Genomic DNA, 24,841 nt, shown 5'->3' with positions numbered 1-24,841 from the left:
GTAAAGCCTTAAATTGCCGGCTACTAATTAAATTCCAAGTTTACCCGCTCCGCCCCTAACACGTGGCGAAGCTCAACTAATAACTGTTCGTCTGGTTCAATGTACCATTGCGCATTCGCGGCAATGGTTACCTCAGCATCTTCATGCTCAACATGGATATGCAGAGGGCATGTTCCGTTCTTATACTCTTGCAATGTACCCTGCACTTTAGCGACTGTTGACAAAGTACACAACTTTTCTGGAATACTAATTCGTAATTGTTTAACGTATTTCGCTCTAGCTTGAACAATCGTTAGTACTTCTTTGGCGTTTATTGTATTCCCACCAGAAAATTCATCAAAGCTGACCTGTCCTTTCACCCACAACAAATTATCAGTGGTAAGCACAGATTCATAAAGTTCGTACATGTCGGGGTAGAATCTCACATCCATGCGCGCCGACTTATCGTCCAAGGTAACAATCCCCCAACGACGACCTTTTTTATTGGTCATCACTCGCACGCCGATAACAAGGCCAACAGTGCTAACAAATTGGTCGCGATTAGTGGGCGTTAGGTCGGCTAAACGACCATCGGAGTACTGCTTTATTTCTTTGAGATATTGATTAATCGGATGACCGGTTAAATACAAACCTAAGGTTTCTTTTTCGCCATCAAGCCATACTTTTTCCGACCACTCTGGCACCTTAGCAAAGGCATTTACCACGTCTTCTTCTGACTCAATCTGCACGCCGAACAAATCTGCTTGGCCTGCAAGCTCAGCTTTCGCATGCTGTTGTGCTGCATCAAGCGCATCTTTGATTGTGGCCATCAGCGCAGCTCGATGCGGCCCCAAGTTATCCATTGCGCCACTCAATACAAGCTTTTCGAGCACTCGTTTGTTCACCCGTTTCACATCAACTTTAGCGCAAAAATCAAACAAGTCTTTAAACACACCTTGCTGCTCGCGTGCTTCGATTATCGCTTCAACAGGACCTTCACCTACGCCTTTGATTGCGCCGATACCGTAAACGATTTGACCTTCTTTATTCACAGTAAACTTATAGGCACCAGCATTAAGATCTGGGGGCAAAATATCAATACCCATGCGACCGACCTCGTCGACCAAGGTCACTATTTTATCGGTATTATCCATATCTGCCGACATAACCGCGGCCATAAACTCCGCCGGATAATGCGCTTTTAACCATAGTGTTTGATAGGAAACAAGTGCATAGGCCGCACTGTGAGATTTGTTAAAGCCGTAGCCTGCAAACTTTTCAACCAAGTCAAAAATTTTAATAGATAGCGTTGGGTCGATATTATTATCTGCAGCGCCTTGCTCGAATGATGCTCGTTGCTTAGCCATTTCTTCAGGCTTTTTCTTACCCATCGCTCGACGTAGTAAATCTGCGCCACCCAAGGAATAACCTGACATCACTTGAGCTATTTGCATTACTTGCTCTTGATACAAGATAATGCCGTAAGTAGGCTCCAATATTTCTCGTAAACACTCATGCTGATATTCGGCATCCGGGTACGAAATCGCTTCTCTGCCATGCTTACGGTCAATGAAGTTATCAACCATGCCTGATTGAAGTGGGCCTGGGCGGAAAAGCGCCACAAGTGCAATAATATCTTCAAAACAATCTGGCTTCAGACGGTTGATAAGATCTTTCATGCCGCGTGATTCAAGTTGGAATACGGCTGTCGTTTCAGCGTTTTGTAGGACTCTGAAGCTCTTAGCGTCTTCTAAAGGGATCTGGGTAATATTAAGCTCTTTACCTTGCACCTCTTTGACCATATCAATGGCCCACTGGATGATGGTTAGCGTGCGTAAGCCTAAGAAGTCGAATTTGACCAAGCCCGCTGTTTCAACGTCATTTTTATCAAACTGGGTAACTGGGTTAGAGCCTGTATCATCACAATATAATGGCGAAAAATCGGTAATGGTAGTGGGTGAAATAACAACGCCACCAGCATGTTTGCCGGCATTTCGGGTGACACCTTCAAGAATGCGACAGAGGTCGATAAGATCTTTTACTTCTTCGTCTGACTCATAAAGTTCGGGTAAGCGTGGCTCAACGGAAAATGCTTTTTCGAGTGTCATTCCCGGGTCGGGTGGTACCAATTTTGAAATTCTATCAACAAAACCATAAGGATGACCCAATACACGACCAACATCCCGAATAACCGCCTTCGCAGCCATGGTACCGAAGGTAATGATTTGCGATACGGCGTCTCGACCATAAATATCAGCAACGTGGTCGATTACTTCATCACGGCGGTCCATACAAAAATCGATATCGAAGTCAGGCATCGAAACACGTTCTGGGTTCAAGAAGCGCTCAAATAGTAAATCAAATTCGAGCGGGTCAAGATCAGTAATATCCAGTGCATAAGCCACTAATGAACCTGCGCCCGACCCACGACCTGGCCCAACGGGAATATTATTGTCCTTGCTCCACTGGATGAACTCCATGACGATCAAGAAGTAGCCTGGAAAGCCCATTTGATTGATTACTTTCAGTTCAATCGCGAGGCGTTCATCATATTCTTTACGCTTTTCTGAACGCTCTGCTTCGTCGGGAAACAGTTTCGCTAGTCGACGTTCAAGACCTTCCTCCGAGACTTTTACCAAAAAGTCTTCGGTACTCATGTCACCAGTAGGAAATTGCGGCAAGAAATACTCACCTAATCTCACTTCAACACTGCACCGTTTAGCAATCTCTACGGTATTTTCAATCGCAGAAGGTATGTCTGAGAATAGCTCAATCATTTCTTCGGAACTGCGTAAGTACTGTTGTTCACTGTATTTTTTTGGACGTCGCTTATCGTCTAGTGTGTAGCCTTCGCTGATACACACTCGAACTTCATGAGGTTCAAACCCTTCTTGTTCGTTGAAGCAAACCTCATTAGTTGCAACGACTGGTAAATCTTGCTGAGTCGCCCATTCAACCGCCCGATGAATGTAGTCTTCTTCACCTTCGCGACCTGTACGAATGAGTTCTACATAATAATGGTCGGGGAAGTGAGTTTGAAAAAAATCGGTAACTTTCTGTGCAATATCTGGATTGTTTTTAGTGAGCGCCATGCCTAACTCTCCAGCAAGTGCTCCTGACAAGACGATAATGCCCTTGGCATGCTCAGCCAACCACTCTTCTCTAACAACAACCTTGTACTGCACGTGCCCTTGCAAATAAGCCTTAGAAATGATTTCGGTGATATTTCGGTAACCTTCCTTGTCTTTGGCAAGCAAGGTAAGGCGGGTAATTTCGTCCGGAAACTTAGACGACAGTAGCCAAATATCACAGCCAATAATTGGTTTGATACCTTCAGCGAATGCAGATGAGTAGAATTTTACCAAACCACACATGTTCATTTGGTCTGTGAGGGCAATAGCTGGCATATTTAGCGCTTTTGCCTTGGCTAATATCGGTTTTACTTTATTCAAACCGTCCTGCATTGAAAAATCGCTGTGAACTCGTAAGTGTACAAAATCTGAAGACACTTAGTTTACCTCATTTTGTAGTTCGCCATGCCACTGCATCAATGCAGCTTTCACAGGCTTAAAACTTTGTCGATAGCATGACAAGGGGCCATGCTGCTCTAAGGCCTCCAAATGAGCCTTAGTAGGATATCCTTTATGCGAAGCGAACCCGTATTGCGGGTATTGCTCATGCAGTGCGACCATTTCGTGGTCGCGGGCAACCTTCGCAATAATAGACGCGGCTGAAATTTGCGGAAATAAAGCATCGCCCTTTATCACTGCATCAGCCGTGTATTGCCATTTCGGTAAACGGTTACCATCAACCAAAACATACTCAGGTTGTATCGTTAGGCCTTCAACTGCCCGTTGCATGGCGAGCATAGTCGCCTGCAAAATATTAAGTTCATCAATTTCTATGGGTGTAGCCCTGCCTATACTCCATGATAACGCGTTTTGCTTGATCAATTCTGCAAATTCTTCACGTTTTTTCTCAGAGAGTTTTTTAGAGTCTGTTAAACCGAATATCGGTTTTTCCGGGTCAAGAATGACTGCGGCAGTCACTACATCACCGACTAAGGGGCCTCGCCCTACTTCATCAACTCCGGCAATGAGATTAAAAGTAGCCAGTGACTGCTTTAAGGCATCAAGATCTTGCTGTTTTTTCATTTAGCTCAACTTTTCTCCTGTTGCTTATCGAGCAAGCTGGCAATAGCATTCGCTGCCTGTCTGTCTGCATCAATTTGAAGGCTGCGATGAAGGTCGGTGAACTCTACTATTAATTGTGAGTTATCGCCCAGTAACAGGCTTTTGAGTAAGTTAGCCATGGCTTTTGGGTTTGCCTCTTCTTGCAGCAATTCGGGCACCAGGGCTTTGTTAGCCAATATATTAGGCAATGAAAAATAATCTGGCTTGTATAGGCGCTTCATGATCATGTGAGTCAGCTTCGACATTTTATAAGCAACCACCATCGGTGTCTTACAAAGCATCGCTTCCAAGCTTGCTGTTCCTGAGGCTAAGAGTACAGAGTCGGCTGCAATCATGACATCTCGCGCGGCCTCGCTGCTTACTTTGACTTGAATCGAGGCTAAGCCCTTATCAATACCGTCTTGTTCACTTCTATATAGGGTGTACACGGCGTTTTTATCTGCCCTATCATCAGTGGCGATTTTCTTTAAACCGAAGTTGGTTAGCATGGCGTGAATTTGATGCTCTCTTGCCGAATTTGCAGCCGGTATAAGCAGTTCTAGGGCTTTTAACTCAGTGTCTTCGGTTAATATTTGAGCAGTTGAAAAAAAATCGGGAAGTAAAGTATCCACTTCTCTCGCTCTGCTTCCTGGGAGAATCGCTAGCACTTTTGCTTCAGCGTGACAGCCAAACTTATCACGCATGGCTGACTTATCAGGATGCAAAGGAATACTATCCGCCATAGTGTGGCCTACGTATTGATAAGGCACAGAGTATGTTTGATAAATATCGGCTTCAAAAGGAAAAATACCTAATACCAAATTGGTCGCTTTAGCAATTTTATGAATCCGCTTTTCACGCCAAGCCCAAACGGTTGGACTCACGTAGTGTATCGTTTGAACGCCTTGTAATTTGAGTTTGCTTTCAACTGCCAGATTAAAATCTGGAGCATCTACGCCAATATAGATGTCGGGAGGGTTTTTAGTAAAATGTTGGATGACGCTTTTACGGATGTGAAGTAAGCGAGGAAGGTGCTTTAGTACTTCAACCAACCCCATGACCGACAATTCTTCCATGTCAAAAAGCGACTGTAAACCTAAACCAGTGAGATGTTTGCCACCAATTCCTTCAAACTCGGCATCAGGGTAGATTGCTTGAAGTTGCTTCATAAATCCAGCCGCTAGAATATCGCCAGAAGCTTCTCCGGCCACTATCGCTATCCTAGGCCCTTTTTTATCAACCATGAATACTGCCTACTACGCTAATGTGTGACATACCAAAAGGCTAATTGAATGCTAACTCAGCCCATCTAATTTGAATGTAAAGGCCAAGCCTATCTAACAATGCCGCGTTTAGAGCTTGCGAGGAAATCAGCTAGTATTTTAACCTCACTCTGACTTCCAGCCATCTCATTTAACAGCACCAATGCTTGCTCAGCAGTATTACCGTTTCGATAAATAACTTTATAAGCGCGCTTAATTGCCTGAATTGACTCGGCACTGAAGCCTCGTCGGCGCAAGCCTTCGCTATTTATACCTTGGGGGATGTGCTTCGTGCCACTGATCATTACATAAGGAGGAATATCTTTCAGAATAATCGCGCCGCCACCGGCAAAAGCATGAGAACCAATGTGGCAAAATTGATGCACGGCAGATGAACCGCCTAAAATAACATGATTACCAACATGAACATGCCCTGCCACTGCGCAGTTATTGGCAAATACGTTATCGTCTCCGACCATACAATCGTGGGCCAAATGGGCATTTACCATGAGAAGGTTTCTATTACCGATCTTGGTCAGGCTATTATCTTGAATAGTGCCACGATGCACAGTGCACGACTCTCGGAAAACATTGTCATCGCCGATTTCAAGATAGGTCGTTTCACCTGCATATTTTTTGTCTTGGCAGTCTTCACCAATAGAGCAGAATTGAAAAAACACATTGTTTTTTCCGATTTTGGTATGTCCTTTCACCACAACGTGTGAAGTAAGCACACAGTTGTCGCCAATCTCAACGTTATCGCCCACTATGCAAAAAGGACCGATTTTTACGTTATCGCCAATTTTTGCTGATTCTGCTATTACTGATGAAGGATGGATCATATTACATCTCTCTCATTGCACACATAAATTCAGAATTACACACTTCGTTACCATCTACGGTAGCAATGCCTGAAAATTTCCAAATACCACGGCGCTCTTTGATTAGTTCAACAGAGTATTCTAGTTTATCGCCAGGAACAACGGGCTTTTTAAAACGAGCTTTGTCAATACCAGCATAAAGGTAGAGTTGATCGCTATTACCCATCGTTTTAAAACCCAGAACGCCGGCAGCTTGAGCTAGACCCTCTAATATCATTACACCAGGGAAAATAGGTTGCTCTGGGAAATGGCCCATGAAACAAGGTTCATTGAAGGTGATATTTTTATAGCCTTTTATCGACTTTCCTAGTTCGTAGTCAGTAATGCGGTCAACAAGTAGAAATGGATACCGATGTGGTAACAACTCCATTATTTCTTTTATGTCGATGGTATTTAATGCATTTGCCACAGTTTCTCCTTGATAGCACCAGAACGCGATACTGCATCCGTGCTGATATTTGTTAATTGCCGATAAAATTTGTGCATAAGATACGCTTTTATAGGCCAAAAACAAATCAGACCAACCGTTATGGTTGGCCTGCTATTAAATTCCTTCCCACTGTGATGAAAAAAGCATCAAAATATGATGCTTTCTGCTCCACAGTAATATCTGAAGTATTACTGAGTTTTGTTAACTTGCTCTAATACCTGTTCAGAGATATCGAATTCTGGCTTAACAAATGGCGTAGTACCACGGTTTAGAAGCACGTCGTAGTTACCGTCTGCAGCGATTTTGTTCACCGCTTGCATAACTAAGGCGAAAAGCTTTCTTTGCTCTTCTTGTTCACGACGCTGAAGCTCCTGCTGCAGAGGTGCAGACTTTTCTTGAAGTGTTTTTTGTAAAGCGAGTATTTGATCCTCTAAAGCTTTTTTCTGCTCTTCGCTCATCGTAGCGCTTTCACGCTGAAACTTCTGAAGCAAAAAGTTGTACTCTTCCTGCTGGCTCTGAACTTCTTGAATTTGATCTTTAAACTCAGCTTGTATGGTCGTGCCAATCGCAGCGAACTGCGGTAGTGAACGAACAATACCTTGTACATCAACAACACCGATCTTTTGCTCGGCTGCTTGTGCAGCAGTAGTCAATAATGCTGTGCTTAACATCGCACCAGCGATAAGTGTTTTTGTAAATGTTTTCAATGGAAACTCCTTTAATCTGTTCCGTTTACGCGCCAAGTGTCTGAGCACTTGGTTCTTATTATATCTATAAAATTTCAATCTAACGCCAAATCATGCTTTTATGACGACGCGCTATGCCTTATACATGGCGCTAATCATACTACGTTCAATCGAGTTTAGAAAGTTTGACCTATGTTGAAAGTGAAGAATCTTGGGTTATCGCCATCTCGTGAATCTATTTCTTTAGAAAAACTAAACACTAGCGGCCCCATTGGCGAAATCCACTGCACTGATAAACCTGCAGAACTTCTAAATTGTCTCCAGTCGCTGTAATCACCTAATTCTTCAGGTTGGCCTTGCCCAGACTGACGAATGAAAGTTAACTCCTTGAAGGTGTCATAATTAAATTCGGTATCCCATACGTTACCTACATCAAGGAAGAATGACGTTCGGACCGAGCTGTCAAAATCAGCCTCAATAAATGGGGTGGGTACTATCAATTCTAAGCCACCTATTACCATTGCATTACCACCTAAACTGCGTGAAGACACTACTATGCTGTCTTGATCAGACGAACCAAATATAGGAATCCCAGTTGGTGTCGTTGAAATGCTGTTAGTAATTCTTCTAACCCCGCGAGGTCCAACTGTATTGTCTTCAAAACCACGCAGTGTATCGGCACCACCGGCGGTGAAGTTTTCAGTAAATGGCAATATTTGTTCCGTACCATTCTTCTCACCGTAACCGTTACCATAACCCAATCGAGCCCGGGCTAATAAAGACCAACGTTGATTACGACTGATAGGGAAATAGAACTTAGTATCAGCTATAAACTTAAAGTAGTTCACGTCAGAGTTAGGGGTAGTAATACTGAATGAGGCTCTTTGTGACGAACCATCAGTTGGGAACAAACCACGGTTTAATGTTGAGCGTGTCCAGCTCGCCGACGCTAAGAAACTTTCGTATTCGATCTCGGAATCTGGATCATTAGCACTTGTGAACTGGTCATAGAAACGCGATGTTTGTACAAAGCTTGTGTTGTCGTTAGACAGCTCAACATTCGCATAGGTAAGCCCGAAATTAATTCGATTAACTTCATTGATAGGATATCCAATATTCGCGCCGACTTGATAACGCGTACTATTGTATTGAATAACACCAAAGTCACCACCATCAAACTTGCTGTAACCAAGCGTTCCGCCCAAGCTTATGCCATCGATAGTGAAGTAAGGGTCTGTGTAGCTCAACTGCGCAGACTGCTGATACGAAACGGTATTTAAGTTTAGAGCAATGCGCTTACCAGTGCCCAAGAAATTGTCTTGTTGTATACCGGCCTGCAAACTTAATTTAGTGTTATCACCGTAACCTATACCCGCTTGAAAGGAACCAGAGGCTTGTTCTTTGACTGTAAACTCGATATCGACTTTGTCATCTTCACCCGGCACTCGAACCGTTTCGTAATCCACTGTCTCCATATAGGTGAGTCGTGACATAGCGGATTTCGAGTTAACAAGCAACGGATCGGATAACCACGTACCTTCCAACTGACTTACATTCTGACGTAATACTTGGTCAGAGGTGATCACATTGCCTTCGAAGTTAATGCGTCGCACGTAAATTCGCTTGCCAGGATCGACCGACAAGGACAGTTTCACGGTTTTCTCTTCGTCGTTGATATCAGGAATAGTGGTTACCGTAGGATAAGCATAACCAAAACGACCTAGATACTTGCTAATAAACTCTTCAGCGTAGGTTACTTGTGCTTGGTTGTATAGTTCGCCACTACGTAGGGGAAGAACTTGGTTTAGAAAACCTTCGAAACCAAGTAAATCACCGACTAACTCTACTTCAGACACCGTATACTTTTCGCCCTCTTTGACATTCATTCCGATGTAGATGCCATCTTTTTCTGGCGTCATCGATACTTGAGTTGACGAAATTTCGAAGCGCAAATACCCTTGATCTTTGTAAAAACTTGTTAAGTTTTCCAAATCACCAGCGAGGGTTTGCTGTTGATAACGAGTTTCAGAGGTAAAATCCCACCACGGCGCATCAAATTTGAGCTCCATGATTTTGAACAGTTCTTCATCATCGAAAAGCTCATTGCCAACGATATTTATTTGCTTAATTTTAGCCGCGTCACCTTCTTCAAAAAGCATTTTCAGATCAACACGGTTTCTTGGAAGAGGTGTAACAATAGCAGTGACATCTGCGTTGTACTTACCAATACTATAGAAAAAGTCTTTAAGACCGTTTTCAATAGATGTTAATACCGTTCTATCAAGCGGTTCACCAACGCGCACATTTGAGTTATTAAGACTTTCGGATAGTTGCTCGTCTTTTATGTCGTCATTACCCTCGAACACGATGTTACTGATTGTTGGTCGCTCTGAGACTCGTACAATCAGCACGCCACCATCGCGGAGTATCTCAACTTCTTCGAAATGGGTAGATGAATAAAGCGAACGGATAAGTTGGCTTACACGAAAAGCATTGAGCTTATCGCCTACTTGAACTGGAAGATAAGTTAACGCAGCACCAAGAGCAACTCGTTGTAGGCCTTCAACACGGATGTCTTCAACCACAAATTCCGTTTTACTCTGTGCGAATGATAACGACGTAAATGCCATCAAAACGACTAAAACTAACTTTTTACACTTCATTAACTGATATTCTTCCAAAACACGTTTTTATATAAAACTTTTATTAAGTGAGGCGAGCAATGTCGTTAAATATGGCTGTAACCATAAGCATGAGCAACAACGCACCACCAATTCTAAATCCAATTTCTTGAGCCGCTTCCGATACTGGCTTTCCGGTGATCCACTCTGCGGTAAAATACATTAAGTGGCCGCCATCCAACATCGGTAATGGTAACAAATTTATGATGCCAAGATTAACACTGATTAAGGCTAAAAACCCTAAAAAAGCAATAATTCCGTAGCTTGCGCTCATTCCAGCACCCTGAGCGATGGAAATAGGGCCACTGAGATTTTTGACTGCTAAATCACCAGTAATAAATTTGCTTAACATTTGTACAGTAAACGTCATTAAACGCCACGTTTCTTTTGTTCCGTTCACCAAAGCCTCAAAAGGCCCTGATTGATAGTTAAAGTAGTGGCTCTCAGGCAGTTCAGCCAGCGTTGGATAAATCCCTAGCGAGCCAACGATACCATCGGGAGTGTTACGCTCGCCAAGTATCAACTCGATGGTTACTATTTCTCCGTCGCGCAATACCTCTACTAACATCGCTTTGTTTGCATTCACTTCAACAATGTCAGGTATTTGTCTCCATTCTTGGATAAGAGTTCCATTTAGTTTTAGTATTTCGTCGTTTTCTTTCAAACCTGCCAGCTCTGCAGGGCTGTTTTCAACAAAGCTCGATATAATTGGAAACACCTCAGGGCGATATATTTCAAAGCCTAATGATTCAAAAATACTGCCACTTTCAGGATCATAATTCCAATTCGGGACTCGCATTAGGTATTCACGCAAGTTGCCATTAGACTTTTCAACCGTGAGCGGTATTTCGTCTTTACCAATGTAGGACATCAGTTCGATATTCACAGCTTTCCATGTTGTTGTGCTGTGCTCACCAATAGCAACAAATTTGTCTCCTTCTTGCACGCCAGCGGTGTCGATATACGAGCCTCTATCAACCTTACCGATGTAAGGTTTAAAAGTATTCTGACCTATCATAAATACAAGGGCACTGACGAATATGGCAAAAATGAAATTAATACCAGGGCCGGCTGCAACAATAGCAAAGCGTTGCCAAACTGGCTGAAAATTAAACGCTACCGCTTCATCTTCCTTGCTCAAATCATCGACCCTACCATCTAACATTTTTACATAGCCACCAAGAGGAATAGCGGCAATCACAAATTCCATGCCTGAAGAAGTAATACGTTTGTAAATAGGCTTGCCAAAACCGATGCTGAAACGCAAAACTTTAACACCGCATAAACGAGCCACGTAGTAGTGACCCCATTCATGCACAGCAACCAACAGTCCCAAAGCGACAACAAATGACGCAATATTCCAAAGTATATCTACCACTATGATAACTTCCTTAACTCGGCTCGCGCGATGTTTCGCGCCATTTCATCATGCTCAATAACGTGAGCAATAGAGTTCAATTCGACGGTCGATAGTTTAGATAAAACACGCTCATTCAGAGCAGCAATGGCGCAGAAGCTTAGCTTCTGATCTAGAAAAGCTTCAACCGCAACTTCATTCGATGCATTCAATGCTGTCGTTGCGGATTGCCCTTCTTTACAGGCTTCTATGGCAAGATATAAGTTGGGATATCTTAAATTATCGGGCTCAGCGAAACTAAAGTTCGCTAATTGTGAAAAATCGAGGGGGCTGACACCTGATTCAATTCGTGACGGGTAACTCAATCCATAGGCAATAGGCGTTCGCATGTCTGGGTTGCCCATCTGAGCTATTACCGAGCCATCAGAGTATTGCACCATTGAATGAATAGTGCTTTGTGGATGCAAAACTACTTGAATATCTGCTTCATCAACACCAAATAACCATTTAGCTTCAATAAATTCCAAGCCTTTGTTCATCATCGACGCCGAGTCGACGGATATCTTTCTTCCCATCGTCCAATTTGGATGAGCACAGGCTTGTTCAGGCGTAATGAGTTCAAACTCATCCAGTGGCTTTTCACGAAATGGACCACCCGACCCTGTCAATAATATTTTGCTTATGCCGGAAGCGGCTAAGTTACCATATTCAAAGTTATGTGGTAGACATTGGAAGATTGCATTGTGTTCACTGTCGATGGGAAGTAATTCGGCTTTATGCTCGCGAACAGCATTCATAAACAGTTCTCCCGACATAACCAGTGACTCTTTATTTGCCAGTAATACTCGTTTACTTGCTCTAACTGCGGCTATCGTTGGAAGCAAACCCGCCGCCCCGACAATCGCAGACATCACAATATCAACTTCTGGAGCCGAACACACCTCGCACATAGCTTCCGGCCCTATCAAGACTTCTGAATGACAGTGTTGTTGTTGCATTTGTTGCTTTACATTTTCGTAGGCAGATTCGTTGGAAAGCACGATAAAACGAGCGTTACATAGCACAGCTGAACGAACAAGGCTTTCAACATTAGAGTGGCCGGTGACGGCAAAAACTCGATACAAGTCAGGATGACGAGAGATAACGTCCAATGTATTTTGACCGATAGAACCAGTGGCTCCGAGAATAGTGACTGTTTTCAATTTATAGCTCGATGCTGAAAGCACTTGGTCGCTTTAACATTATGCCATCCACACGACATAGCAGAACGCAAAAACAGGAAAGGCCGCCGTTAAACTGTCTATTCGATCCATGATGCCACCATGACCTGGCAGAAGCTTTCCACTGTCTTTTATTCCGGCACAGCGTTTGAACATACTTTCGTTCAAGTCACCCAGCGCAGAGACCGCCACAGTGATTACACCAATTAAAATGTGCAAACCAATGCGCGATGCTTCAAATTGATAGTGCAAAGCTGCAAAAGCAATAATAGCCAATGATGCCATTACACCACCCAATAAACCTTCGATACTCTTACCAGGCGACACATTTGGGCGTAATTTGTGTTTTCCGAATTTCACACCCACAAAAAAAGCGCCGATATCTGCAGCCCACACGATCCCCAACACGTAAAATATTAATGAGGCGCCGTAAAATGGGTCAATTTCGTACAAGTTAGTACGCAGACTAACAATTGCTACCCAAGTAGGAATAAGTGTTAGCACACCAAACGCGGCTCTAATGGGTACGTTTTCGGTCCAACCTGAGCTATATTTGGGATAGGTGACAATCATCGCTAGCGACACTGCCCACCATACAGCGGCGATTGCCAAAATGCTTTTGTATAAGCTATTTAGTTCACCTTGGTACCACACCGCTTGTCCGTCGACAGCGAAGATTAAGACTGCGCACAATACCAAAATAAGGGCCATGAAGGTCGCTTTGGATACACGACCATTTATACCCGACATATTTGCCCACTCATATGCGCCTAATGCTACAACACCGGCTACGGCTATTTTAAACTGCTCTACGGGTAAAAATAGAATGGCGCAGATGGCAAGCGGTGCGAGAATTAACGCGGTTATTATTCTTTGTTTTAACATTAAGCCTGACCTTGTTTTTCTGGAGCAATCTGCTCACCAGTTTGCCCAAAGCGACGTTGTCTTTGGCAAAAGTCGATAACTGCCTCATCAAACTTCTGCTCATTAAAATCTGGCCAAAGTGTCTCACAAAAATAGAACTCTGCATATGCACACTGCCATAATAGGAAATTACTTACGCGATGATCGCCGCCGGTTCTGATCATGAGATCAAGGGGTGGAAGTGCCGACATACAAGTATGTTGATGAAAACTTTCTTCGTTAATATCTTCAGATGTCATGATGCCATCGTTGATGCTCTGAACGATATTTTTAGCCGCGTTGACAATATCCCAACGCCCGCCATAGTTAGCGGCGATATTGAGTGTTAACGACGTATTTTGCTCGGTTAGCGCCTCTGCTTTGTGGATTTTTTCAACTAATTTTTTATCGAATGCTGAGAGGTCGCCAATTACCTTAAGGCGAATATTGTTTTTATTTAGCTTCTTAACTTCACTTGAAAGTACAAGATTAAAAAGCTGCATCAATATTTTTACTTCTTCTTTTGGACGTTTCCAGTTCTCACTGCTGAAAGCAAATAATGTGAGCGCCTTAATTCCATTTTTTCGCGCATAGCGTACTGATGCTCGCACGGAATCAACCCCAGCTTTGTGGCCAAAGGTTCTTAACTTTCCTTGTTGTTGTGCCCAGCGGCCGTTGCCATCCATAATGATCGCAACGTGCTGTGGCATAGCATCTTCAGGCACCGAGGATGCTATATTATTGCTATCAGAACTCAAATTTTACACTTCCATGAGTTCTTTTTCTTTATCAGCCAAAATTTCATCAATTTGCTTGATGAAATCATTGGTAAGCGTTTGAATATTTTCTTCACCAGCGCGGCTTTGGTCTTCGCTAATTTCTTTTTCTTTCAGCAGTTCTTTTATATCACTATTAGCATCGCGTCTGATATTACGAACAGAAACACGCCCTTGCTCAGCTTCAGCCCTAACCACTTTGATAAGGTCCTTACGTCGCTCTTCGGTAAGTGGCGGCATGGGTATACGAATGGTTGTACCTGCACTCATGGGGTTAAGGCCTAAATCAGATTGCATTATGGCTTTCTCTACCGCTTGAATAATACTCTTGTCAAAAACCGACAAGGCTAAGGTTCTATTGTCTTCTGCAACAACGTTAGCAACTTGTTTTAGTGGTGTATTTGAACCGTAATATGGCACCATGATGCTGTCTAATAAGCTTGGGTGAGCTCTACCTGTTCTGATCTTACTCAACTGCCCTTTAAGTGCAACGATACTCTTTTCCATTCGTTGACTAGCATCTAATTCAATTTCATCAATCACGACAGAATCCTTATTTTTCTACTTTTTCTGGATGACAAATAATCGTACCTTCATCTTCGCCGAGAACAACGCGCTTCAAGCATCCTGGCTTATTCATGTTAAATACACGAATAGGAATATTGTGATCGCGCGCCAATGTAAAGGCGGATAGGTCCATTACTTTTAGTTCTTTTTCTAGTACTTCTTGATAGCTAATTTGCTTTAACAGCACAGCATCAGGGTTTTTGACTGGATCTTCGCTGTAAACGCCATCAACTTTTGTTGCTTTTAACACTGCGTCGGCTTCAATTTCTATTCCGCGTAAACAGGCTGCTGAATCTGTGGTGAAGAACGGATTTCCAGTACCTGCAGAGAATATCACAACTCGGCCTGATTTGAGAAAACTTATAGCATCGGCCCAGTTGTATGGGTCACATACTCCGTTTAGTGGAATAGCTGACATTAAGCGCGCATTAACGAATGCTCGGTGCAACGCATCGCGCATGGCAAGGCCGTTCATCACAGTTGCTAGCATACCCATGTGATCACCAACAACGCGATTCATTCCTGCTTGAGCGAGGCCTTCCCCTCTAAACAAATTACCACCGCCAATGACTAAGCCAACTTCGACGCCTAATTCAACTAACTCTTTTATTTCTATCGCCATGCGGTCGAGTACTTTTGCGTCAATACCAAAGTTCTCTTCGCCCATCAGCGCTTCGCCACTTAACTTTAACAAGATGCGTCTGTACGCAGATTTTGGTGTTATGCTCATCTTATGTCCTCAAGGGTATTTATTATTTTTTACAAAAGCCGAAGCGTCGCTGTTGGCAAACGGGTGCTAGCGCTCGACAATCACAAGCAACGGATGCTAGTTCTCGGCAATCACAAGCAACGGATGCTAGTTCTCGGCAATTACAAGCAAGAAGCATCTTTTCAAAAAGCGCTGTACGCCATCCATGGCCGCTTAAATAATCACATCCATGTGCTTATAAATTTTTGAAAAGATGCTTCTTACTTGCACTTGCCTCTGCGAAACGACGCCCTCAGTCACTAACAGCCTGCAGCCTTTCGCCATATAAAAGACGCTTCAAGCCCATCCATGGGGTGCTTGGCAATCGGCGTCCTGCCGATTGACACTTTTATATGGCGGAAGACTTCCGGCTTTTTGTTAGTGCCTGAGAGCTTTTTAGCTTTTAATAATGCCTCTTCTAGGAAGAAACTAAAAGTGGATGAACACCTAAAATTTGAAAGTGTCACTCGACATGGATGTCGAGTGCCAAGCGTCCCATGGATGGGCTTGAAGCGTCTTTCAAATTTGAGGTGTTGATTCGCTGTTTATTCTTAGAAGAGACATTATTAAAAATGACCAATCCGCCTTTCTTGTCAAAAGAGGCATTACTAAAAACGTCCAATCCGTCTTTCTTCCTAGAAGAAGCATTATTAAAACCAAAAGCTTATAAAAAAGCACCTCAATTGAGGTGCTTCGTATATTATCCGAGAAACGGTGATTGCAAAAGCAATCGAAGCACTTATTTCTTAGCGGCTTCTAATTGTGCAGCTACTTCAGCTGCAAAATCTTCTTCTTTCTTCTCGATGCCTTCACCAACTTCAAAACGGATGAAGTTGATAACGTCAGCATTTTTAGATTTCAAAAGAGCTTCAACGCTTTGTGAAGGATCTTTGATGAATGCTTGGCCTGTTAGGCTGATTTCACCAGTGAATTTCTTCATGCGACCAGAAACCATTTTTTCAGCGATATCAGCTGGTTTACCAGACTGGATAGCGATGTCGATTTGGATTTCTTTTTCTTTCTCAACAACTTCTGCAGGAACGTCAGAAGGCTTAACAAACTGAGGGCTTGCCGCAGCAACATGCATTGCGATGTCTTTAGCAAGCTCTTCGTCACCACCTTCTAAGATAGCGATTACACCAATACGGCCGCCATGAACGTAAGCACCAAGGTTTGAGCCTTCAACATTGATAACGCGGCGAGGGCTGATGTTTTCACCAATTTTAGCAACAAGGTTGTCGCGAACAGTCGCCACTGTTGAGCCTTCAAGCTCAGCAGCATTCAATGTATCCATATCGTTGACATTGTTTGCCGACGCTACGTCTAATAATTTGTTACCAAACGCTAGGAAACCTTCATCTCGTGCAACGAAATCAGTTTCACAGTTAACTTCCATCATAGTGGCTTTGCCACCATCAACTTTAGTTAAAATAACGCCTTCAGCAGCAATACGACCGGCTTTTTTAGCAGCCTTTGCTTGCCCAGACTTGCGCATATTTTCAATCGCTAGTTCAATATCACCATCGGTCTCTACCAATGCTTTTTTACAATCTAGCATGCCAGCGCCAGTGCGCTCGCGTAATTCTTTAACCAGTGCTGCAGTCACTGCCATTTTTCTGTCCTCTTAATACTTTTAAAAAGGGGGCGAACGCCCCCTTACATATCTTCAGTGTAATAATTACTCTGCGGCTTCTACGAAATCGTCTTTCTCAGCAGTTGCAACAACAACTTCCTGATTACGACCTTCGTTGATAGCATCAGCAGCAGCTGATGTGTATAACTGTACCGCACGGATAGCGTCATCATTACCTGGAATGATGTAATCTACGCCATCTGGGTTAGAGTTAGTATCAACTACACCCACAACTGGAATACCCAAGTTGCGAGCTTCAGTTACAGCAATGTGCTCATGATCAGCATCGATAACAAAGATAACGTCTGGAAGACCACCCATGTTTTTGATACCACCTAAGCTACCTTCTAGCTTAGTCATTTCGCGTTGAAGCATAAGTACTTCTTTCTTTGTAAGCTTGTCGAAAGTGCCGTCAGCTGACTGCGCTTCTAAATCTTTAAGACGTTTAATTGACTGACGAACTGTTTTCCAGTTAGTCAACATTCCGCCCAACCAACGCTTGTTTACGTAGAATTGACCAGACTTTTCAGCGGCTTCTTTAACTGCTTCGCTTGCTGCACGCTTGGTACCAACAAACAATACCTTACCTTTCTTATTTGATACGCTAGAAAGATAGTTCAAGGCTTCATTGAACAAAGGAACTGTTTTTTCTAAGTTGATGATATGAACTTTATTACGAGCACCAAAAATGAATTGACTCATTTTTGGATTCCAGTAGCGAGTTTGGTGACCGAAGTGTACGCCAGCTTGTAGCATGTCACGCATTGATACGTTTGCCATTATATATTTTCCTATTTAGGGGTTAGGCCTCCATATACCCCATCACTCGATCCAAACCATTGATATAACATGATTTAGACACCCCGAGTTCAGTGTCGGTATATGTGTGTTTTAAGTTAATTTTACTGAAGTTGACAGCAACGCAAAAAAGCAGTGTGAAGTGCTCATAGCAGTGACATTCAAAAACAGCGCGCGCTTTATATCATTTTGACTGCCCAACATCAACATTTATCGTTGCAATTGTATGTATTTTTAGTTTGACCACTGAAGCACTAATCCGCGTTCAAACTTAATAACAAAGTCCTTTTACTTATTCGAATTTGCGCTATTAAAACGCACGATTATTCCTTGTGAATAAACTTTCTATCACCACCTAGGTATACATAAGCAACACAAAGCGTTTCTTTAGGTCAGCTCTTGGTGAAAAAATGCAATCATGAGTTATCGATACCGTAACGCGTTTACAACAATTTCTTGTCTGAGGGAGCTTTATGACAGCAACGAACCTATATTCAACAACCCCCCTTTTTAACAAAACATTGAAAAACCGTTTTGTTCTAGCCCCGCTTACTCGAGGAAGAGCTGGTAGCGAAAGAGTACCAAACCAAATAATGGGCGATTATTACGAGCAACGTGCTAGCGCCGGCTTAATCATTACCGAAGCCACGCATATCTCTAAAGAAGCGATTGGTTGGATAGATTCACCTGGCATTTACAACAACAAGCAAGTGGCAGGTTGGAAAGCCGTAGTCGACCGTGTGCATGCCGCTCAAAGTACTATTATGTTGCAGCTATGGCATATGGGTAGAGCGTCACATAGCGATTTCCACGACGGTGACCTTCCCTTGAGCGCATCTGCAATTAAAATTGAAGGTGACCAAATTCATACACCTTACGGCAAAAAAGACTTTGAAGTGCCTAGAGAGATGAGCATCGACGATATTAAGCGCACTGTTGCTGACTACAAAAAAGCGGCAGAAAACGCTAAGGACGCAGGCTTTGACGGTGTCGAGATCCACGCTGCGAATGGTTATTTAATCAATCAGTTTTTAGACGGTGAGAGCAATAAAAGAACCGACGAATACGGTGGCTCAATAGACAATAGACTGCGTTTTCTTAAAGAAATCGTTAGCGCTATAAAGGAAGTCTTCGACGCTGCTAACATAGGCGTCAGAATTTCACCAAACGGTGTCTATAACTCAATGGGTTGTGACGATTACAGGGAGCTTTTTAGTGAATTAACTCGTTACCTCGAAAGTGAAAAAATAGGTGTTCTACATGTAATGGATGGCCTTGCATTCGGGTTCCATGAACGCGGTGAACCTATGACACTTGGTGATTTCCGCTCACTATTTAGCGGTAAGATCATCGGCAACTGTGGCTATACATTTGAAAGTGCAACAAGCGCGGTGGCTACAAAGCAAGCAGATATGATAGCTTTTGGTCGTCCATATATCACTAATCCCGATTTACCACAGAGATACAAAAACGATTGGCCACTGACTCCTTTTGACGATATGAGCCATTGGTATGGTGGCGGTGCCGAGGGCTACAGTGACTACCCCGCTTTTGATAACAACCATTAAAGTTATTATTTATCACAAACTCAGCATAGTGCAGTTGGGCTGAACTTGATATACTTCTGATAAATAAGCTTTTGCATCAAGCAATGTAGTCATATAGTTGAGACTTCAATGTTTATAAAGATCAATTAATAACGAGGTTAACCTTGGCTGGAACAATTAAAACACCAGAAGAAATGGACAAAATGCGCGTGGCTGGCAAGCTCGCTTCAGAAGTGTTAACGATGATCGGTGAACACGTAAAGAAGGGCGTTACCACTGGTGAGCTAGACAAAATTTGTCACGACTATATTGTTAATGTGCAAGACGCTATTCCTGCACCGCTTAATTATGGTAACCCGCCGTTTCCAAAGTCGGTGTGTACGTCTGTTAATCATGTGATTTGCCATGGCATTCCAGGCGACAAGAAGCTTAAAGACGGTGACATCGTGAATATCGATGTTACTGTTATAAAAGATGGCTACCACGGTGACACCTCAAAAATGTTTGTGGTGGGCAAACCATCAATCATGGCCGAACGCTTGATTAAAGTAACGCAAGAGTGTCTATACAATGCCATTAAGATTGTAAAGCCAGGTATTCGCTTGGGCGACATTGGTCATGCTTGTCAGGTACATGCAGAAGCACATAACTACAGTATTGTTCGAGAATACTGTGGTCATGGTATTGGCGCCGTATTCCATGAAGATCCACAAATTGTGCATTACGGAAAGAAGGGAACCGGCGACCTGATTGAAGCTGGTATGTGTTTTACCATTGAACCTATGGTTAACGCAGGAAAACGACATTCAAAAATACTGCCCGACAACTGGACAGTTGTCACTAAAGACCGCAGTTTAAGTGCTCAGTGGGAGCATACCTTGTTAGTCACTGAAACAGGTGTAGAAATACTGACACTTCGAGATGAGGAAACAATAGACCGCGTTATCAGCCACGCATAATTTTGTATTGATGATGGCGTAAACCTGATCGAAAACTCAAAGTAATTAAGCTATCCAACAATAAGAGCTTGACATAAACAGGCCCTAATACTGACGACAGAATCAGAATGTGAATTTTTTATAAAACAACAGTTGGAACAGCAAGGAGTCACTTTGCCGATACAAGCTCAAATTGACGCACTTCGGAATATCGACGATGTGCTAGACGTAGCTGCATTCAAAAATGCAGTACAACAAAATTATCAATGGTTAAACGATGCCTTTACAGAAGCCCATGTTGACCACTTAGTTGTCGCGCGCAGCGATTTTACCGATGCCTTATTATGCCGAGCGTGGCAATTGTTGGGATTAGACAATGAAGCAAAACTCGCCTTATGCGCCGTCGGTGGTTATGGGCGAGGTCAACTTCAACCATATTCGGATATTGACTTGTTGATACTTAGTGAAAAAAATATCAGTCGACAAGTTGAAGAAAAGGTCGCCGCCTTCATCACACTTTTATGGGACATTAAACTCGAAATAGGTCAGGCAGTAAGAACGGTGAAGGAAACTGTTAAATTGGCCAAAGCCGATATTACTATCGCAACCAATCTAGTTGAAGCTCGAGTTCTCATTGGATGCGAAAAGACTTTCGATTCCCTTATCGACAAAGTCAACTCTCCAAAAGTATGGTCGAGCAAAGACTTTTTCTTGGCGAAACTAGAAGAACAACAAAATCGTCACCACAAGTTTAATGACACTTCTTACAACCTAGAACCCAACGTAAAAGAAAATCCTGGCTGTTTGCGTGATATACAATCGCTTGGCTGGGTAGCCAAAAAGCACTTCCGAGAATACGATGGTCAGACACTCATCGGGCACGGTTACTTCACTGAAATCGAACATGCTGAACTGATTGAGTGTCGTTCGCATCTTTGGAAAATTCGCTTCGCACTGCATTTAGTTGCCAAACGTAGCGAAAATAGACTGTTATTTGATTACCAAACGGACGTTGCAAAATTACTCGGCTACGGTGACGATAAATCATCAGTAGAACAAATGATGAAGGCCTTCTTTCGCATAGTGCGACGAGTGTCTGAGTTGAACAGCATGCTTCTGCATCGTTTCAAAGATGATGTTCTTGAAACAAAGACTAAGAAAGAAATACCCTTAAATAACCGCTTTACCCTTAAAGATGGGCTGATTTCACCGCTCAATGAAGAAACCTTTTACAAGCCGTCCGACATCTTAGACTTCTTAGCGCTATTCTGTGAACACGACAACATCGAAGGGCTTGACGCCGACTGCATCAGACAAGTCAGGAACGCTCGCAGAAAATTTCAAGACCAATATTACCATGAACGTATGGATTGCAGAGAACGATTTGTTGCTTTGATGAAGCAACCTAGTTTCTTTGGCCTTGGTTGGGACACCATGTATAAATATGGGATCTTGCAATCATATTTGCCAGAGTGGGACAAAATCGTGGGTATGATGCAATTCGATCTCTTTCATGCATATACAGTCGATGAACACACTCATCGATTAGTTAAACACGTACATAGATATTACAGCAGTGAAAAAAGCTTCCCGCGTTGTCACCGCATTGTGCATAACCTAGATAAACCCGAAATCTTGTTTATAGCAGCTATCTTCCATGATATAGCCAAAGGTAGAGGCGGCGATCATTCAACCTTAGGGGCAGTTGACGTACTTAAATTCTGTGTACAGCACAATATTCCTCAAGCCGATGCAAACACAATTGCATGGCTAGTCGAGAACCACCTACTCATGTCGGTCGTTGCCCAACGCAGAGATATATACGATCCAGAAGTGATTAATCAGTTTGCGAGCGCAGTTAAAAGTCATGATCAACTTAATCTTCTCTATGCTTTAACACTGGCTGATATACGAGCAACCAACGACAACCTCTGGAATGACTGGAAAGCATCTTTGTTACGAGAGTTGTATTTGCTTACGCAACAAGCCTTTGACAATGGACTGGAGTGTCAAGTGACCCTTGACCAGCGCATTGAACAGCACAAGGTAGAGGCGATTGAGTTGTTAGCCAAACGGAATATTAATCGTGAAAAAGCAGATGTTTTTTGGCGGCAAATGCGCAAGGACTACTTTGCCCGTTTTAAACCGAATCAAATTGCTTGGCATACTGACACTATCGTTTCAGCCGGAAAGTTGGCTAAAGACGAAATACTCGTTAACGCTAGTAATAAGACCTCTAAAGCGGGTACCGAACTCTTGATATATTGCTCTGACAGGCCCGCACTCTTTGCACAAATCGCATCGGTACTCGACAGTAGAAATTGTTCCATCCACGATGCCCAGATAACGGTTACCGACCAAGGTAACGTATTTGACTCAATGATTATTCTTGATCAAGATGCCAATAGAATAGAATCCGAAAACCATGTGAACAACCTCGTCGAAGCAGTGCGTTCTCAATTGATCAAACCTGGTCGTTCACATGCTAATAAACGCAAAATGTCGAGACAAATGAAGCAACTTGATGTGAAAACTAAGGTTCGTTTTTATTCGTCAACTGAAGACGCCACGCTAGTTGAACTTGAAGCACTGGATGCTCCGGGTCTTCTTGCTAAGATAGGTCACTTATTCGTTGACCTAAATCTCACACTGAAACTGGCGAAAATCAGCACTATCGGTGAAAGAGCGGAAGATATTTTCATTGTTTCAAATGAAGATGGAAAAGCGCTCACCAGAGACCAAGAAATTACGCTAAAAAAACAATTAACTTTAAAACTAGACCAACCAGAAGTGAACCCAGCTATATGAACAATCTACAAGCAATCATCGAAAATGCCTTTGACACGCGCGACACTTATACAGCCGAAACTGCAGACTCAGCAATAAAGCAAGCAGTTACAGAATCAATCGAGCTGCTTAATTCGGGTAAAGCGAGAGTAGCCGAGAAAATAGACGGTAAGTGGGTAGTCAACGAATGGTTGAAAAAAGCGGTACTGTTGTATTTCAAATTACACGACAACAAAATAATTGATGGCGCCGAAACGAAATACTTCGATAAAGTACCTTTAAAATTTACCGACTATACGCAAGCGCGTTTTGCTGAAGAAGGTATGCGAGTGGTACCACCAGCCGCCGTGCGCACTGGCTCTTATATTGGTAGGAATGTGGTAGTTATGCCATCTTATGTGAACATTGGCGCGTATGTTGACGACGGCACGATGGTAGACACTTGGGCAACCGTTGGCTCTTGTGCGCAAATTGGTAAGAATGTGCATTTATCTGGTGGCGTTGGTATAGGCGGAGTGCTCGAGCCCTTGCAAGCTAGCCCAACCATAATTGAAGATAACTGTTTCATTGGTGCCCGTTCAGAAGTGGTCGAGGGCGTTATTGTTGAAGAGGGCGCGGTTATTTCGATGGGCGTTTACATAAGCCAAAGTACACGCATTTATGATCGTGAAACCGGTGAAGTGACTTACGGCCGCGTGCCAGCTGGAGCGGTTGTAGTTTCTGGAAGTTTGCCGAGTAAATGCGGAACTCACAGCCTATATGCTGCGATCATCGTTAAAAAGGTAGATGCTAAAACAAGAGCCAAAGTAGGTATCAACGAAATTCTACGCGGCGCCGAATAATCATCCGGAAACGCATCAGAAAACAAAAAGGGGCCGATTAGATTCGAGCCCCTTTGCTTTGCATCTAAGATCTAGCGTCGAGTTAACACTCGACTGAAAGCTTATTAGTTAATGCTAGTCAACGGTTAACGCATCAACTAACTTTTCAACCCACGGCACAACTTCATCTTCAGCCGCTAAGGTTTCAATCGCATCAACCTCTAGCATTTCAGCAACAGGCTTGCCTTGAAGTTCAAGCAGCAACTCTTGAAATTGACGACCACCGCCACAAAAACTCTCACCGTAACTGCTATCTCCTAGCGCAGCAACTGCGAAAGGCTTCCCATCTAGTAAAGGAAACTCGCTGCGAAGATCGCTGTGAAACATTTCTAGGTTTGGCGGAACATCGCCTTGCCCAGTAGTTGAAGTGATCACCAATACAGCCTCAGCCTCACTCAAGTCGGATGTTTCTGGATCGGTAAATACCTCCGACTCCACCCCTTTATCAGTCAACATGCCCTGCACTTCCTCAGCAACATGTTGAGCGTTTCCATAAACTGACCCCGCGAAGATACTTACGCTACGCATTTATTAGCTCCTAGATTTGTCTACTACTTTTAATGATTCTTTATATCGATAAAAAGGCATATGGGGT

Annotated in this window: 20 protein-coding genes; 4 read left to right on the top strand and 16 right to left on the bottom strand. The window is 43.2% G+C overall.

Going from position 1 to position 24,841, the window contains the following annotated elements:
• Window positions 1-23 precede the first annotated feature (23 nt).
• The 15 genes from dnaE to rpsB all read right to left on the bottom strand — a co-directional run bounded on the left by dnaE (window position 24) and on the right by rpsB (window position 18,075).
• Window positions 24-3,443, bottom strand: a complete 3,420-nt coding sequence (dnaE, locus tag ISG33_RS02555) for a DNA polymerase III subunit alpha (RefSeq protein WP_229333492.1) — start codon at window positions 3,441-3,443, stop codon at window positions 24-26.
• A gap of 45 nt (window positions 3,444-3,488) precedes the next feature.
• Window positions 3,489-4,133, bottom strand: coding sequence for a ribonuclease HII (rnhB, locus tag ISG33_RS02550; RefSeq protein WP_195731986.1), 645 nt, complete (start codon window positions 4,131-4,133; stop codon window positions 3,489-3,491).
• 5 nt (window positions 4,134-4,138) lie between these two features.
• Complete coding sequence (lpxB, locus tag ISG33_RS02545; RefSeq protein ID WP_195731985.1) at window positions 4,139-5,395, bottom strand: lipid-A-disaccharide synthase; 1,257 nt, start codon at window positions 5,393-5,395, stop codon at window positions 4,139-4,141.
• Window positions 5,396-5,484: 89 nt separating this feature from the next.
• Window positions 5,485-6,255 (bottom strand): acyl-ACP--UDP-N-acetylglucosamine O-acyltransferase, encoded by a 771-nt coding sequence (lpxA, locus tag ISG33_RS02540; protein WP_195731984.1) that lies wholly within the window; start codon window positions 6,253-6,255, stop codon window positions 5,485-5,487.
• Between the two features lies 1 nt (window position 6,256).
• Window positions 6,257-6,703, bottom strand: coding sequence for a 3-hydroxyacyl-ACP dehydratase FabZ (gene fabZ / locus ISG33_RS02535; protein ID WP_195731983.1), 447 nt, complete (start codon window positions 6,701-6,703; stop codon window positions 6,257-6,259).
• A gap of 209 nt (window positions 6,704-6,912) precedes the next feature.
• On the bottom strand, window positions 6,913-7,431 hold the full coding sequence (locus tag ISG33_RS02530; protein WP_195731982.1) for an OmpH/Skp family outer membrane protein: 519 nt from the start codon (window positions 7,429-7,431) through the stop codon (window positions 6,913-6,915).
• A 155-nt stretch (window positions 7,432-7,586) separates the two neighbouring features.
• A complete protein-coding gene (bamA, locus tag ISG33_RS02525; protein WP_195731981.1) occupies window positions 7,587-10,073 on the bottom strand; it encodes an outer membrane protein assembly factor BamA in 2,487 nt (828 codons plus the stop codon).
• A gap of 43 nt (window positions 10,074-10,116) precedes the next feature.
• Window positions 10,117-11,469 (bottom strand): sigma E protease regulator RseP, encoded by a 1,353-nt coding sequence (gene rseP / locus ISG33_RS02520; RefSeq protein ID WP_195731980.1) that lies wholly within the window; start codon window positions 11,467-11,469, stop codon window positions 10,117-10,119.
• Entirely contained in the window at window positions 11,469-12,650 is a 1,182-nt protein-coding gene (gene ispC / locus ISG33_RS02515; RefSeq protein WP_195732996.1) for a 1-deoxy-D-xylulose-5-phosphate reductoisomerase, read from the bottom strand. Before ispC ends, rseP begins: the two co-directional genes overlap by 1 nt.
• 39 nt (window positions 12,651-12,689) lie before the next feature.
• Complete coding sequence (locus ISG33_RS02510) at window positions 12,690-13,553, bottom strand: phosphatidate cytidylyltransferase (protein ID WP_195731979.1); 864 nt, start codon at window positions 13,551-13,553, stop codon at window positions 12,690-12,692.
• Complete coding sequence (gene uppS / locus ISG33_RS02505; RefSeq protein WP_195732995.1) at window positions 13,553-14,281, bottom strand: polyprenyl diphosphate synthase; 729 nt, start codon at window positions 14,279-14,281, stop codon at window positions 13,553-13,555. The genes ISG33_RS02510 and uppS overlap by 1 nt, the downstream gene beginning before the upstream one ends.
• Before the next feature lie 51 nt (window positions 14,282-14,332).
• Window positions 14,333-14,890, bottom strand: a complete 558-nt coding sequence (gene frr / locus ISG33_RS02500; protein ID WP_195731978.1) for a ribosome recycling factor — start codon at window positions 14,888-14,890, stop codon at window positions 14,333-14,335.
• Between the two features lie 10 nt (window positions 14,891-14,900).
• Entirely contained in the window at window positions 14,901-15,644 is a 744-nt protein-coding gene (pyrH, locus tag ISG33_RS02495; RefSeq protein WP_195731977.1) for a UMP kinase, read from the bottom strand.
• 757 nt (window positions 15,645-16,401) lie between these two features.
• Entirely contained in the window at window positions 16,402-17,274 is an 873-nt protein-coding gene (tsf, locus tag ISG33_RS02490) for a translation elongation factor Ts (protein WP_195731976.1), read from the bottom strand.
• Between the two features lie 66 nt (window positions 17,275-17,340).
• Window positions 17,341-18,075 (bottom strand): 30S ribosomal protein S2, encoded by a 735-nt coding sequence (gene rpsB, locus ISG33_RS02485; RefSeq protein WP_195731975.1) that lies wholly within the window; start codon window positions 18,073-18,075, stop codon window positions 17,341-17,343.
• Between the two features lie 491 nt (window positions 18,076-18,566).
• Here rpsB and ISG33_RS02480 point away from each other — a divergent pair, with 491 nt between their 5' ends.
• The 4 genes from ISG33_RS02480 to dapD all read left to right on the top strand — a co-directional run bounded on the left by ISG33_RS02480 (window position 18,567) and on the right by dapD (window position 24,207).
• The gene (locus ISG33_RS02480; RefSeq protein ID WP_195731974.1) at window positions 18,567-19,661 is read left to right on the top strand and encodes an alkene reductase; all 1,095 of its coding nucleotides are present in this window, start codon (window positions 18,567-18,569) and stop codon (window positions 19,659-19,661) included.
• 143 nt (window positions 19,662-19,804) lie between these two features.
• A complete protein-coding gene (gene map, locus ISG33_RS02475; protein WP_195731973.1) occupies window positions 19,805-20,599 on the top strand; it encodes a type I methionyl aminopeptidase in 795 nt (264 codons plus the stop codon).
• A gap of 153 nt (window positions 20,600-20,752) precedes the next feature.
• On the top strand, window positions 20,753-23,386 hold the full coding sequence (glnD, locus tag ISG33_RS02470) for a [protein-PII] uridylyltransferase (RefSeq protein ID WP_195731972.1): 2,634 nt from the start codon (window positions 20,753-20,755) through the stop codon (window positions 23,384-23,386).
• Entirely contained in the window at window positions 23,383-24,207 is an 825-nt protein-coding gene (gene dapD / locus ISG33_RS02465) for a 2,3,4,5-tetrahydropyridine-2,6-dicarboxylate N-succinyltransferase (RefSeq protein WP_195731971.1), read from the top strand. The genes glnD and dapD overlap by 4 nt, the downstream gene beginning before the upstream one ends.
• A 114-nt stretch (window positions 24,208-24,321) precedes the next feature.
• On the opposite strand, the gene ISG33_RS02460 is transcribed toward dapD, so the two are convergent.
• A complete protein-coding gene (locus ISG33_RS02460) occupies window positions 24,322-24,774 on the bottom strand; it encodes a flavodoxin domain-containing protein (protein WP_195731970.1) in 453 nt (150 codons plus the stop codon).
• Window positions 24,775-24,841 lie beyond the last annotated feature (67 nt).

It is taken from the genome of Marinibium conchae (assembly GCF_015595035.1).
In the GTDB taxonomy this organism is placed as follows: Bacteria; Pseudomonadota; Gammaproteobacteria; order Enterobacterales; family Alteromonadaceae; genus Glaciecola.
This window is presented reverse-complemented; position numbering and strand designations above follow the sequence as displayed.

Coding starts and splice junctions, on each gene's coding strand:
- lpxA (WP_195731984.1), bottom strand. CDS start 6,255: ATGATCCATCCTTCATCAGTAATAGCAGAATCAGCAAAAATTGGCGAT.
- ISG33_RS02510 (WP_195731979.1), bottom strand. CDS start 13,553: ATGTTAAAACAAAGAATAATAACCGCGTTAATTCTCGCACCGCTTGCC.
- bamA (WP_195731981.1), bottom strand. CDS start 10,073: ATGAAGTGTAAAAAGTTAGTTTTAGTCGTTTTGATGGCATTTACGTCG.
- pyrH (WP_195731977.1), bottom strand. CDS start 15,644: ATGAGCATAACACCAAAATCTGCGTACAGACGCATCTTGTTAAAGTTA.
- tsf (WP_195731976.1), bottom strand. CDS start 17,274: ATGGCAGTGACTGCAGCACTGGTTAAAGAATTACGCGAGCGCACTGGC.
- dapD (WP_195731971.1), top strand. CDS start 23,383: ATGAACAATCTACAAGCAATCATCGAAAATGCCTTTGACACGCGCGAC.
- lpxB (WP_195731985.1), bottom strand. CDS start 5,395: ATGGTTGATAAAAAAGGGCCTAGGATAGCGATAGTGGCCGGAGAAGCT.
- rnhB (WP_195731986.1), bottom strand. CDS start 4,133: ATGAAAAAACAGCAAGATCTTGATGCCTTAAAGCAGTCACTGGCTACT.
- ISG33_RS02460 (WP_195731970.1), bottom strand. CDS start 24,774: ATGCGTAGCGTAAGTATCTTCGCGGGGTCAGTTTATGGAAACGCTCAA.
- rpsB (WP_195731975.1), bottom strand. CDS start 18,075: ATGGCAAACGTATCAATGCGTGACATGCTACAAGCTGGCGTACACTTC.
- ISG33_RS02480 (WP_195731974.1), top strand. CDS start 18,567: ATGACAGCAACGAACCTATATTCAACAACCCCCCTTTTTAACAAAACA.
- dnaE (WP_229333492.1), bottom strand. CDS start 3,443: ATGCAGGACGGTTTGAATAAAGTAAAACCGATATTAGCCAAGGCAAAA.
- uppS (WP_195732995.1), bottom strand. CDS start 14,281: ATGCCACAGCACGTTGCGATCATTATGGATGGCAACGGCCGCTGGGCA.